The organism is Mycobacterium nebraskense, assembly GCF_002102255.1.
Lineage (GTDB): Bacteria > Actinomycetota > Actinomycetes > Mycobacteriales > Mycobacteriaceae > Mycobacterium > Mycobacterium nebraskense.
Genome location: NZ_LQPH01000128.1, coordinates 1 through 12,906, shown reverse-complemented (window position 1 = coordinate 12,906; position 12,906 = coordinate 1). Strand labels below are relative to the sequence as shown.

The 12,906-nt window shown below is 67.0% G+C and carries 12 protein-coding genes; 5 read left to right on the top strand and 7 right to left on the bottom strand.

Going from position 1 to position 12,906, the window contains the following annotated elements; genetic code table 11:
- Nucleotides 1-16 precede the first annotated feature (16 nt).
- From AWC17_RS16490 to AWC17_RS16470, 5 genes are read left to right on the top strand one after another with little or no spacing between them, the layout of a single operon-like run.
- Nucleotides 17-406 carry an STAS domain-containing protein gene (locus AWC17_RS16490; RefSeq protein WP_046182788.1) on the top strand — a complete coding sequence of 130 codons (390 nt, stop codon included), beginning with the start codon at nt 17-19 and terminating at the stop codon, nt 404-406.
- A complete protein-coding gene (locus tag AWC17_RS16485) occupies nt 396-806 on the top strand; it encodes an anti-sigma regulatory factor (protein ID WP_046182789.1) in 411 nt (136 codons plus the stop codon). The genes AWC17_RS16490 and AWC17_RS16485 overlap by 11 nt, the downstream gene beginning before the upstream one ends.
- On the top strand, nt 799-1,425 hold the full coding sequence (locus AWC17_RS16480; protein ID WP_046182790.1) for a SpoIIE family protein phosphatase: 627 nt from the start codon (nt 799-801) through the stop codon (nt 1,423-1,425). Before AWC17_RS16485 ends, AWC17_RS16480 begins: the two co-directional genes overlap by 8 nt.
- Complete coding sequence (locus AWC17_RS16475) at nt 1,422-3,644, top strand: SpoIIE family protein phosphatase (protein ID WP_046182791.1); 2,223 nt, start codon at nt 1,422-1,424, stop codon at nt 3,642-3,644. Before AWC17_RS16480 ends, AWC17_RS16475 begins: the two co-directional genes overlap by 4 nt.
- A gap of 43 nt (nt 3,645-3,687) precedes the next feature.
- Nucleotides 3,688-4,707: an iron-containing redox enzyme family protein gene (locus tag AWC17_RS16470; RefSeq protein ID WP_046182797.1), complete on the top strand. Its 1,020-nt coding sequence runs from the start codon at nt 3,688-3,690 to the stop codon at nt 4,705-4,707.
- Here AWC17_RS16470 and AWC17_RS16465 read toward each other — a convergent pair.
- The 7 genes from AWC17_RS16465 to fdh form a co-directional block, all read right to left on the bottom strand.
- On the bottom strand, nt 4,655-4,903 hold the full coding sequence (locus AWC17_RS16465) for a CDGSH iron-sulfur domain-containing protein (protein WP_082122912.1): 249 nt from the start codon (nt 4,901-4,903) through the stop codon (nt 4,655-4,657). The two genes, AWC17_RS16470 and AWC17_RS16465, sit on opposite strands and share 53 nt — an antisense overlap.
- Nucleotides 4,900-5,589 carry a HemK2/MTQ2 family protein methyltransferase gene (locus AWC17_RS16460; RefSeq protein ID WP_046182792.1) on the bottom strand — a complete coding sequence of 230 codons (690 nt, stop codon included), beginning with the start codon at nt 5,587-5,589 and terminating at the stop codon, nt 4,900-4,902. Before AWC17_RS16460 ends, AWC17_RS16465 begins: the two co-directional genes overlap by 4 nt.
- A 99-nt stretch (nt 5,590-5,688) precedes the next feature.
- Nucleotides 5,689-6,243, bottom strand: coding sequence for a type 1 glutamine amidotransferase domain-containing protein (locus AWC17_RS16455; RefSeq protein WP_046182793.1), 555 nt, complete (start codon nt 6,241-6,243; stop codon nt 5,689-5,691).
- Nucleotides 6,244-6,422: 179 nt separating this feature from the next.
- Nucleotides 6,423-7,409, bottom strand: coding sequence for an LLM class F420-dependent oxidoreductase (locus tag AWC17_RS16450; RefSeq protein ID WP_046182794.1), 987 nt, complete (start codon nt 7,407-7,409; stop codon nt 6,423-6,425).
- A 45-nt stretch (nt 7,410-7,454) separates the two neighbouring features.
- On the bottom strand, nt 7,455-8,552 hold the full coding sequence (nrfD, locus tag AWC17_RS16445) for an NrfD/PsrC family molybdoenzyme membrane anchor subunit (protein ID WP_085164862.1): 1,098 nt from the start codon (nt 8,550-8,552) through the stop codon (nt 7,455-7,457).
- A 7-nt stretch (nt 8,553-8,559) separates the two neighbouring features.
- On the bottom strand, nt 8,560-9,531 hold the full coding sequence (locus tag AWC17_RS16440) for a 4Fe-4S dicluster domain-containing protein (protein WP_046186952.1): 972 nt from the start codon (nt 9,529-9,531) through the stop codon (nt 8,560-8,562).
- A complete protein-coding gene (gene fdh / locus AWC17_RS16435; protein WP_244193500.1) occupies nt 9,494-12,829 on the bottom strand; it encodes a formate dehydrogenase in 3,336 nt (1,111 codons plus the stop codon). Before fdh ends, AWC17_RS16440 begins: the two co-directional genes overlap by 38 nt.
- Between the last annotated feature and the right edge of the window lie 77 nt (nt 12,830-12,906).

Here is a 12,906-nt window from a genome sequence, read left to right as displayed (position 1 = left end):
TCGACACGAGCACCCCATGCCAGTACCGATTCTGAAACAGGGCTCGATTCTCATCGCCTCGGTGCAGGCCGCCCTCACCGACTCCGACGCCGAACGCCTTCGCTTCGACCTCATGGAGCGGGTCAGCCAGTTCCGCGCGCAGGGCATCATCGTCGACGTCACCGCCATCGACGTGATGGATTCGTTCGCCGCCCGATCGCTGCGGACCATTGCGCACATGACCCGACTGCGGGGCGCGGACACGGTGATCGTGGGCCTGCAGCCAGAGGTGGCCTTCGCGATGGTCCAGCTGGGCCTTGCATTCGATGACATGAACACGGCGCTGGACCTCGAAGAGGGCCTCGCGCTGCTGAATCGCCAAGGCGGAGTGGGGAAGTCGACGATCGGGCGCGACGGTGGCGGGTGACATCGTCGTCGACATCCATAAATCTGACGACATCGTCGCCGCCCGCAAGGCCGGACACCAACTCGCACTCGATCTCGGATTCTCTCTCACCGACGTCACGATGATCGCCACGGCGATCTCCGAGATCGCGCGGAACATCACCAGTTACGCCGGTCGCGGCACCGTCCGGGTCTTCGTGGGCGACCGGGAGGGCCGCAAGGCCGTGGTGGTGCGCGCCGAGGATCAGGGACCCGGCATCGCCGACATCGAGCGGGCGATGGAGGACGGATATTCGACCGGCCGCGGGTTGGGGATGGGCCTGCCCGGCTCCCGCCGGCTGATGGACAGGTTGTTCGTGGAGTCCGCGCTCGGCCGGGGAACGGTCGTCGAGATGTGGAAATGGGTCCCGCCCCATGCATGAACACGGCCGGTTCGGACCGATCGAGTGGGCAAGGGCGGGGCGTCCCCTGCCCAGCGAGTACATCTCAGGAGACCGGGGTCTCGCCGTCGAAATTGATCGTGAGGCCGCTCTGTTCGGCGTGGTGGACGGCCTCGGCCACGGTCCGGATGCCGCAACCGCTGCGCTGCGCGCCGTCGAGGCGGTCAAACGCTCCAGCTCGGAGCGGCTCGAAGTCTTGATCCAACTCTGCCACCGTGTGTTGGAGGGCACCAGAGGGGTCGCGATGACGTTGGCGCGGGTGGACTTTGCGGCCAACACGCTGAGCTGGACGGGCGTCGGCAACGTCACCGCCGACCTGGTCGCGAAGTCCCCGTCTGGCGTCCAAATCCGATCCAGCGCGCGGCTGACCGCGGGAATCGTCGGCTACCGCATACCGGAAATCAGGCCGGCTCAGGTTGTTTCGATCCGTCCCGGTGACCTGCTCGTGATAAGTACCGACGGAATTGCCGAAAACTACCTGGACCACATCGACTTCTCGGCCCCCGCTGTCGCCATCGCTGAAGAACTTCTCGGTAAGGACGCCAAGGAAACTGACGATGCCCTGGTGCTGACCGCCCGTCATCGGGGAGCCTCGACATGAGCGACGACCACGACTTCCACGCCCAGTACGCCGGGGCGTTGCGCACCTATCTGAAGGCGCGCGACGAGGACAGCCTGGGGATCGCGTACGAGCTCGGGCGCCGGGCCCTGCAAGAAGAAGTCAGCATGCTCGCCATCATCGAGCGCCACGTCCAGCTGATCCTCGAACTGGCCAAGGACATTCAGATCGACGCACCGATCGCGCTGGAATTCCTGTTGCAGACCTTGGTCCCGCTCGACATCGCCACCCGCGGGTTTCTCGACGGCACCCGGCGCTTCGCGCGCGAGCGCGCCCGCGCCGAGGGGCTGGCCGACCGCGACAAATTCCGCACCGCGCTGGTCAATTCGTTGCAGGAGGGGTTCTTCGTCAGCGACCACGAGGGCTCCGTGATCGAGATGAACAACGCCCTGATCGAAATTCTCGGCTATCCCGCCGAGGGTTTGCCCTACCGGTGGCCGCACCCGTGGTTGGTCGACCAAAGGGGTGCCCGCCAGCAGCAAGGGCTGGTGAAGAGCATCGGCACCACCGCCTACGAGACACCGATTCGGCATCGCGACGGGCACCTGGTCTGGGTGACGGTGAGCATCAACGCGGTCCAGGGAAGCGGCAGCGACCAGGACGTCTTCGTGGGCACGATGCGTGACATCACCGCCGAACGGGCTTTCGCCGCACGGGAAAGCGCGGTCCTGCGCCTGGCGACAGCGGTGGCTGTGGCCAAGAGCGTGGACGAGCTGCTGTCCACCACCCTCGACGAGTGCAGCGCGGCGATCGACGTGCAACGGGTCGTCGCGATCTCCTGGCCGAACGGTGAGGGCGAACCGACTGTCCAGGTGGCGGGCGAGCCGGCCGAAACATCCTGGCGGACGCTGGATCCGTGGTTGCGCCATACCTTTGAGGAGGCTCGTCATCAGCTGCCGCTGACGGCCAAAACGGTTGAGCGGCCCGACAATCCGGGTAAGGCACAGGGATTGGTGGCGGTGCTCTCCGGCGCGGGCGACGTGGCGTTGTGGCTGGAGCTGCGCTCACCGCGCTGGGTCAGTGCCGAAGACCGGCTGCTGGTCACGGTTCTCATCGGTCACCTCAGCCTGGCCATGCAGCATGTCCGCCAATTCGAAAGCGCCCGCGAGACATCGCTGACGTTGCAGCGCGCCCTGCTGCCGACGATGCAGCCGCCGCCGGGGTTCGCCGTGCGCTACGAGCCCGCGGTCCCGCCGTTGGAAATCGGTGGCGACTGGTATGACGTGCTGCCGATCGCCGATCATCACATCGGCATCGTCGTCGGCGACTGCGTGGGTCGTGGCCTGCCGGCGGCGGCGGTCATGGGTCAATTACGCAGCTCGGCGCGAGCGCTGCTGATCAACGGGGCCGAGCCCGCGTTGTTGCTCGAGCAACTCGACTCGGCGGCATCGCTCATTCCGAATGCGTACTGCACCACGGTCTTCCTGGCGATCCTGGATACCGAATCCGGGGTCCTGCAGTACAGCAACGCCGGCCATATGCCCGCCGTGCTCGTCGGGTCCGAGCCCGGCACGACGACGTTATTGACCGATGCCGCGTCGGTCCCGCTCGCGGTCCGCCGGACGGAGCCTCGCCCGCAAACCAGCCGGGTGTTGCCACCCGGCTCCACCTTGATGCTGTTCACCGATGGGCTGGTCGAGCGCAAACACGAGTCCATTGACGACGGGATTGCCCGAGCCGCAGCGGTTCTGGTGAAGACGACGACGTTGCCGTTGGACTCCGTCGCGGACGCGGTCCTGCGTGAGCTGGCCCCCGCGGCGGGGTATGACGACGATGTGGCGATGGTGATCTACCGACACCAGCAGTCCCCACTTCGGATCGAAAGTGAGGCCAGCGCAGATCGATTGGTCGGCATCCGGCATCGGGTGGCCGATTGGCTGCGCACCGCCGACGTCGGGGATGAGTTGGCCGCCGACATCGTGTTGGTCATCAACGAAGCCTGCACGAACTGCGTCGAGCACGCATACTCCGGGCACCCCCTTGGCACGATGCTGCTCGACGTGGAACTCGCAGACGGCGAAATCCGCGCCCGGATCACCGACCACGGATCGTGGAAGACACCGGCCGCCAACCCGGGCAACGGTGGGCGGGGCCTACTGCTGATGAGGGCGCTCAGTAACGCGATGGAGCTCGACTGCACCCCCACGGGCACGACCGCCGACATCATCTTCCGTCTGCCGGATGGGGCCGGGCAGCGGTGACGCCACACCGTTTGTGGTCCCTGGATTGCGGGTAGACGTGGGCGTGACCCGCGCATCAATCACGACCGAACCCGCCCTGCCGGCGGCACACGGGCCGCTGTCGACCGCCGTTCGCCACGCCCTGACTGGACCGCCGTCACACGACCACCTGACCCGCATCGGCGCTTCCGTGCGCGACTCGGACCCTTACGGCCTGGATTTACAGCTGGCGCTGTGCATGTGCTACGAGCTGCACTACCGCGGCTTCGCGGGCGTGGACCCCGGCTGGGAGTGGAATCCGGCGCTGCTGGCGCTACGCGGCGAACTGGAACGCGTTTTCTTGGCGGGCGTGCGCCGCGATGTCGGGCCCATCGCATCAGATCAGACGGCGGCCGCCGAAATGGACGCCATCTCGGTCGAACCGGTCGACGGCACCGGCCCGTCCTACTACTTGCGCGACACCGGTACCTGGCAGCAGATGCGCGAATACTTCGTACACCGGTCTGTGTATCACCTCAAAGAGGGCGACCCGCACGCGTGGGCCATCCCGCGACTGATGGGTGTCGCGAAAGCGGCTTTCGTGGCAATCGAATTCGACGAGTACGGCGCCGGGCAGGGTCCCCGGCTGCACCAGCAGCTTTACGCCGATCTGATGGCGGCCGCGAACCTCGACACGACGTATCTGGCTTACGTGGACGTCGTCGGCGCCGAAGCGTTGGCGGCGGTGAACCTGATGTCCCTGTTCGGGCTGCACCGCGAGCTGCGTGGGGCCGCCATCGGGCACTTTGCGTCGACCGAGATCACCTCTCCGCCGGGATCCCGCCGGATGGTGCAGGCCCTCCAGCGGATGGAGGCACCGTCGGCCTGCGTCGAGTTCTACGCCGAGCATGTCGAGGCCGACGCGGTGCACGAGCACGTGGTGCGCATCGACGTGGTCGGCGACCTCGTCGCCCGGGAGCCACAGCTGGATCGCGACGTCGTGTTCGGGATCCGCGCCCACGCCGCCGTCGAAAACCGGTTGGCCGACACGGTTATGGCGTCGTGGCAGCAGGATCGGACGTCGTTGCGGAGGGAGCTGGACTAGAGGTTCGGCGCCCGATGTTCCGGCACCTGCGATGGCTGGTGTCGCACAACGGGTACGTCTCGCTGCGCCGGCAGGTGCAGATCGCCACCATGAACCGGTCGGACTCGACGACCTCCCCGTTGGGCATCTCGATGCGCACCGGGCCGGACACCAGCACCGGCCCGCCCGCCACCACCTGGACCCGGGTGGCGGTCACCGCTTGTCCGCCCGGATCACGATCAGCTCTTCTTCGCGGCGTCCGCGGGGTATCAAGCCGACGCTCTCCAACCAGGTTGCCCGCGCCGTCATCACGGGGCCGAACGGTATCCATTTGGATGCAACGACTTTCGCGTCCATGCCGGCCCATTTCAGGGAATCCAGCGATTGTTGGACACCGGCGAGCGCCGAGTGTACGAGAAGTAGGGTACCGCCGTCGCACAGCAACTTCGGCGCCGCTTCACACAGCGGATCCAGCACCATTCGCCCATCCGGGCCGGCGTTCCAGGCCCACGACGGCCCCGCACTCGGGCTGATCGCCGCCGTGTCGTCGTGCGGCGGTGTCGGCACATACGGCGGATTCGACACCACGACGTCGAACGGCGCGCAGTCGAGGGCGTCGCCCCACGTGCCCTTCCGGACATCGACATTCACGCCGGCGGCCGTCGCGTTGCCGCGCGAACAGCCCACCGCATGCGGGCAGATGTCGAAGGCCGTGACGCTGGCGCCGTCCATCTCGGCGGCGGCAATCGCGACGAATCCGCTACCCGTACATAGGTCGAGAACGCGCCGTCCCCGAATGAGCGCACTCTCGTGCATCACATCTACCAGCAATCGCGAATCATCTTGCGGCTGATAAACCGTCGAAGCAGCCGAGACAGCGGGTCCTGGATATATTGTGGTCAACTTTGGCCTTCCGACAGATCGCCGCGGCGATCACTGCTTGGCCTGGGTAATGCCCGCAAACCGATGGGTTCAAACGGAGCGGGGAAACACTTTTTGGCGCTAACCTGCAGGCGCATCGGCGAATTGCTTGACAATGGCCGCGCAAAACGCCGGCAGATCCGACGGTGAGCGGCTGGAGATCAAATTGCCGTCGACGACGACCTCTTCGTCCACCACGTTTGCGCCCGCATTGCGAAGGTCGGTGCGGATGGACGGATACGACGTCAGCGTCCGGCCCTCTGCCACACCGGCTTCCACCAGCGTCACGGGGCCATGACAGATCGCGGCGACCGGTTTTCCGGAACCGACGAAGTCCCGCACGAAGGAGACCGCAGAGCTGTCCATCCGCAGCTTGTCCGGATTCACGGTGCCGCCCGGAAGTACCAGTCCGTCGAATTCGGATACCGACGCGTCCGAGACCGCCCGGTCGACTTCGAAGGTGCCGGCCGGCTCAAGATCGTGGTTGCGAGCCTGGATTTCTCCGGTCTTCAGCGAAAGCAACTCGACTTGGGCGCCGGCCTCTCGGAGCGCCGCGCGAGGCTGTTCGAGTTCTACCTTCTCTACGCCATCGGCCGCGAGAATCGCGACTTTCTTGCCTTTCAATTCATTTGCCATAGCTATTCCGTTTTACCCCACTCTTTCGATTACGTCGGATTGAGGATGATTTTGGTCGGCCGGTCCTCGTTGTTCTTGAAGTGTGAGCGGTGCGGCCGGGATGGTGCCGCACCGACCCCTACTCACCGGATGTCCACGATGGAAGCCGGATACCCGGGCGAGTAACGCCCAAACGTCGATTAGTTTGCTGCGCTCCGCAGCGCGGCAAGCAAAGGTTCGGCGGCTTCGGACAGGAAGAGGTCCTGCGACTCCCCACCGACCTGGACGAGCGCCACGTCGGTGAACCCGGCCTCCCAATACGGCCGGACGGCCTCGACGATCGCATCGAGGTCGGGGCCGCAGGGGATGGAATCGGCCACGTCTTCGGGTCGGACGAATTGGGTCGCGCCGGCGAAACCGGCCGGCGTCGGCAGGTCGGCGTTGACCTTCCAGCCGCCGGCGAACCAACGAAACTGCTCGTGGGCGCGTTTGACGGCGGTGTCGCGGTCGGGGTCCCAGCACACCGGGATCTGGCCGACCACGCGGCCGCCGCCGGCGAGGTTGGCGGCCTGACGCGCGGCGTGCCACGCGTCGACGAGCTCCCCGTCGGGCTCCACCGCGACGAAGTGGTCGGCCAGCCGGCCGAATCTGTCGATGGCCTTGGTGCCGCCCATCGCCACCGCGATGCCGACCGGGACCTCGGGCACGTCCCACAGGCGTGCGGAGTCGACCTGGAAGTAGTCGCCGCGGAAGTTCACCAGGTGGCCGCCGAACAGCTCGCGGATGATCTTGATGGCTTCGCGCAACATGTCCTGCCGACGCTCGACGGTCGGCCAGCCCTTGCCGACGATGTGCTCGTTGAGGTTCTCGCCGGTGCCCAGGCCCAGGGTGAAGCGGTTGTCGGACAGGATCTGCACGGTGGCGGCCTGCTGGGCGACGACGGCCGGGTGATAGCGCATCGTGGGGCACGTCACGTAGGTGTAGAGGTCCACCCGTTCGGTGGCGTGCGCAACCGCTCCCAGCACGGCCCAGGCGTTGGGCGCATGCCCTTGTGACACCAGCCAGGGGGAGAAGTGGTCGCTGCACACCTCGAAGTCGAAACCCCGCTCTTCGGCCGAAACGGATTGCTGTACAAGGTCTTTGGGTCCACTCTGCTCGGTCATCAGAGTGTAGCCAAAATTCGTCATGTTCCTATACGTACCCCGGTGCGCCGGGCGCAAACCGCTCGACGCTCAGCCCGCGGTGGTGATCGAGTCGCCGGCGGCTCCGCGGGCCCGGCGGGCCGCCAGCCTGCGCTTCTGGGGCTCGATCGTGTAGCGGGGATCGCGGGCCGACTCCAGTCCCGCCTCGAAGAACCCGAACCTCAGCATTGCCGACGCCGTCAGCAATGCCAGGCCGGACAGGGCGGCGACACCGCGGTGTCGCCCGCCCAGCAATGCGCCAAGACCGCCCACGGCGGCCAGGCGTTCGCTCCATGCCAGCAGCCGGCCGGGCGTGCCTTGGTGCAGCGGTTCTCTGGTCACCGGATCCATCCGGTATTCCGTGAACCTGGCGGAGATCAGGTCACCGATTGCACCGATGACGGCCAGCCTGCGGGCGGGCCCGGCCTCGGAGACTCCGGTGGTGATCATCGCCAATCCCGATGCGGCCAGGCTCGCCGAGCTAACGAACACGAACGGCAGGTCCCTATACGCAGCGTTCCAGGTGGGTGTCGCAGTGTCGGTGAGCAGCACCGCGGTGTAGACGGCAAGCGGCGGCGCGAAGGCGGCGGCTTCCAATCCGGCCGGTCCCTCCACGGCGCGCAGAACGGGTCGCAACGGCCCCAACGGGATTCGCTCACCCGTCATCCGGTCGACCTCGGAGACCGCCGCGATCCCGATGCCCGCGCTGAAGAAGCAGAGAATCCACGAGCCGATGCTCATCGGTGAGGTGAGCTTGACCGTCCGCAGCATGTTGACGAAACGCTCGGGCCGGCCCAGGTCCTTGACCAGCGCGACCGCGCCGAGCAGCACCGCGATCAGGGCGGACAGCCTTGTGTTGCGGCGCAGAGTGTTTCGCCCGGTGAGCTGGGCACCGGCCGCCAGCAGGCCGGATCCGCCAGCGACGCCGCCCAAGAACAAGTACGCCGCCACTTCGTGCCCCCATGGCGCGGGCTTGACCACCGGACGCCCGTAATAGGAACTGAACTCGGCCTCGGGCACCATCGGCATTTCGCGCGAGCCGTCGCCGCCACCCTTCCGAGTCGGTGGGCGGCCCGCCCGCTTTCCTTTGCGGCGCTTGTCGCCCGCAGGCTCCGGCGGGCGCAGGCTGTCGTATTCCGAAGTGCTCATGGGTTTTTCACCGGCCTTTCCAGAAGGCCAGCGCCGCGGCGGCGAACATCCCCGCCGCGGCAACGCCCGCTCGTTTGAACATCTGGGGCAGGTCGGCCGTGCACACGCGCGGGTCGGGCGGCAGGCCGTAGACCTCCGGCTCGTCGAGCAGCAGGAAGATCGACCCGGTGCCGCCCACGCCGTCGTGCTCGTTGGCGCCGTAGAGGCGGGCCTCCGTCAGACCCTGGGCATGCAGCGTGGCGACCCGCTCCCGGGCCTTGACCACCAGATCGTCGTGGTCTCCGAACTTGATCGACGTCGTCGGACAGGTCTTGGCGCAGGCCGGGATCTGGTCTTCGACAAGGCGGTCGTAGCACAGGGTGCACTTCTGGGCCACCCCGGAGACGGGTTTCTCGGCGGGACGGTCCGGTCGTTGCGCCGGTGTCGTATACGTGCCGTCGCTTCGCCGCTCGACCACGCCGAACGGGCATCCGGCCACGCAGGTGCCGCACCCGTTGCAGACGTCGTCCTGCACTACGACGGTACCGAACTCGGTGCGGAACAACGCGCCCGTCGGGCAGACGTCCAGGCAGCCGGCGTGCGTGCAGTGCTTGCACACGTCCGACGACATCAGCCAGCGGAACTCGGGAGTGTCCGGCGGTGTGATGTCTGGCCTCGGTGCGGCCCCGGGGAGCGCGGGCATGCCCAAATCGGTGAGCGCGCGCCCGGATTCGCGCGCCTCTTCGATCCGGTCGCGGCCCTGCTCGATGAAGGCGACGTGCCGCCAGGTGCTGGCACCCAGCGATCCGGTGTTGTCGTAGGACGAACCCAGCAGCTCGAGGTCGCCGTCGCGCGGGTTGCGGTTCCACTCCTTGCACGCGACCTCGCAGGCCTTGCAACCGATGCAGATGGAGGTGTCGGTGAAGAATCCCTTGCGCGGCTTGGGTTCTATCCAGCCGGCGTCACTCGTCGGGTCGGTCGGTCCGCTCAGCTGACCCATCGGCTCCCCCTTCCCATACGCCGTCGCTGATCCGGACGTTGCCGGTCTCGGTGGTGACCCCCGAGCGGGACTGATACTCGGCGATCAGGCGCAGCAGGTCCTCGCCCTGCGGCCGGCGCCCCGGCCGGATGTCGCAGGAGCCGGCCTTCGACTCCTGGATCTGGACGTTGGGGTCGAGCGTCACGCCGAGCAGGTCGTTGGCCCCGTCCCCGCTGACCACGGCGTCGCTGCCGACGCCCCAGTGGTATGGCAGCCCGATCTGGTGCACCGTGTGGCCGCTGATGACCAGCGGCGCAACACGTTTGGTGACCAGGACCCGGGCCTCGATCGCTGAGCGCGGCGAGATGATGGTGGCCCACCCGTAGGGCTCGAGACCGCGTTCGGCGGCCAACTCCGGGGACACCTCGCAGAACATCTCCGGTTGCAGCTCCGACAGGTAGGGCAGCCACCGGCTCATCCCCCCGGCGGTGTGATGCTCGGTGAGCCGGTAGGTGGTGAACACGTACGGATACACGTCGGCCCCGGGCTCCCCTGCGCTGGGCGCGCTCAGATTGTCCTTGCGCGGGAACGTGATTCGTCCCGGGTTCCGCTGCTGGGGATACAACGCGTTGGCGACCGGCGACTCCTGCGGTTCGTAGTGCGTGGGCAGCGGCCCGTCGACCAAACCCTTTGGCGCGAACAGCCAGCCCTTACCGTCGGCCTGCATGATGAACGGGTCGTCCCCGGCGAGCGCATCGGGCCCTCCGACATCCGGATCGGGCCGGCTGCCCGGCGCCCGGTCGGCCACGAAGTCGGGCACGTCGTAACCGACCCACCGTTGCTGCACGGTGTCCCACCACACGTACCTCTTGCGTTCGCTCCACGGCTTGCCGTCCGGATCGGCCGAGGCGCGGTTGTAGAGAATTCTCCGGTCGGCCGGCCACGCCCAGCCCCACTCGTGCTGGCTCGGCGACTCACCGCCGTGCGGAACGCGGCGCGCCGCCTGGTTGGTGGCGTTCGCATAGACGCCGGTGTAGATCCAGCAACCGGCGGCGGTCGATCCGTCGGCGCGCAACTCGGTGTACGACGACAAGGGCGTGCCGTCGGTGACGTGGTAGCCGTTGATTTCGGCCAGCACGGCTTCGCCGTCCGGGTCGCCGCTTTCGTCGGTCGGGTAGTCCCACGTGAGGTCCAGCAGGGGCCGGTCACGCTCGTCGGTTGATCCGGCCAACCGCTGCCGGATGCGGTTGCCCAGCTCGTAGAAGAAGGCCAATTCGCTCTGGCACTGTCCCGGCGGCTCGACGGCCTTGTGCCGCCACTGCACCAGTCGCTGGGTCTGGGTGAACGATCCCGCCTTCTCGACGTGCGTGGCCGCGGGCAGGAAGAACACCTCGGTCTCGATGTCCTCGGTTTTCAGTTCGCCCGAGGCGATTTCGGGGCCGTCCTTCCACCAGGTGGCCGACTCGATGAGGTTGAGGTCGCGGACCACCAGCCACTTGAGGTGGGACATGCCGAGGCGCTGCATCCGGCCGTGCGCCGACCCGACCGCGGGATTCTGGCCCAGCAGGAAGTAGCCCTCGACCTCGTCGGCCAACATGCCCATGACGGTCTGATAGGTGCCGTGCGGGCCGGACAGCCGCGGCAGGTAGTCGTAGGCCCAGTCTTTGTCCTTCGTGGCCGCCTCCCCCCACCACGCCTTGAGCAGGCTGATCGCGTAGGTGTCGGCGTTGGCCCAAAAGCCTTTCTGTTTCTTCGATCCCACCGCGCCGAGATAGTCGGCCAGGGTGTCGTGCGTGCCCGCCTTGGGCATCGGCAGGTAGCCGGGCAGCAGGTTGAACAGCGTCGGAATGTCGGTGGAGCCCTGAATGGTGGCATGGCCGCGCAGCGCCATAATGCCGCTGCCCGGGCGGCCCACATTGCCCAGCAGGAGTTGCAAAATCGTTGCGGTGCGGATGAATTGGGCCCCCAGGGTGTGCTGCGTCCATCCGACGGCGTAGGCGAAGCAGGTGGTGCGCTCTCGCCCGGAGTTCTCGACGATGGAGCGGGCGAGGTAGTCGAAGTCCGCGCGGCTGATGCCGCAAACGTTTGTGACCATCTCCGGGGTGTACCGGGCGTAGTGGCGCTTGAGGATCTGGAAGACGGTGCGCGGGTGCTGCAGGGTTTCGTCGCGCTTCACCCGGGCGTGCGCGAGCGGGGGGCCGCCGCTGCCGTGCTCGTCGCCGGCCGCGCTGGGCGATGCGGTGGCACCGTGGGTGTGGCCGCCGCCGGCGGACTCGATCTGGCCGTTCTCTGGTTCGTCGTACGCCCACGTCGACCTGTCGTATTGCCCGGTCTCGGAGTCGAACCCAGAGAACAGGCCATTCAGATCCTCGGTGTCCCTGAACTTTTCGTTGATCAGGGTAGCGGCGTTGGTGTACGCGACGACGTACTCGGAGAACCACAAATCATTGGTGAGGATGTGGTTGATGAGCGCGCCGAGCAGCACCACGTCCGAACCGGCCCGGATCGGGATGTGTCTGTCCGACACCGCCGACGTTCGGGTGAATCGCGGGTCGACGTGAATCACCCGCGCGCCGCGGGCGCGAGCCTCCTCGACCCACTGGAAACCGACCGGGTGGCACTCGGCCATGTTGGAGCCCTGGATGACGATGCAATCGGCGTTGGCCATGTCCTGCAGTGTTTGGGTGGCGCCACCGCGCCCGAAGGAGGCTCCCAGACCGGGAACCGTGGCGGAGTGTCAAATACGGGCTTGGTTCTCGATCTGAATGGCGCCCGCGGCGGTGAAGAGCTTCTTGATGAGGTAGTTCTCTTCGTTGTCCAGGGTCGCACCGCCCAGCGCGGCGATCCCCATGGTGCGGCGCAACAGGTTGCCCTTCTTGTCGATGTCCTGCCAGGTGTGGCGGCGGGATTCGACGAACCGGTCGGCGATCATGTCGATCGCGGTGTCCAGCTCGAGGGGCTGCCATTCGGTCGCCCGCGGCGCGCGGTAGAGCACCTGCAGCTGCCGGCCCGGCGAATTCACCAGCTGTTCGCTGGCAGCACCTTTGGGGCACAAGCGGCCTCGCGAGATCGGCGAGTCCGGGTCGCCCTCGATTCCGACCACCCGCTCGTCCTTGACGTACACCCGCTGACCGCAACCGACCGCGCAGTAGGGACAGATGCTTTGCACCACGCGGTCGGCCGTCGTCGTGCGCGGCGTGATGGCGCGGGTCTGCTTCGACGTGACGGCCGAGCCGCGGCCGAACTTGTCTCCCGAACGCAGCTGACGCAGGACGGGCCATTCCAGGAAAAGTTTCCGCAGGGTGTTTTTCGGGGCCATGCGTTTCTCCTATGTCAAGCCGCTGCCGGTTGGCACGGCCGATTGTGGGTTTGTTGGTCGGTGTGGAGGTGGCCAAA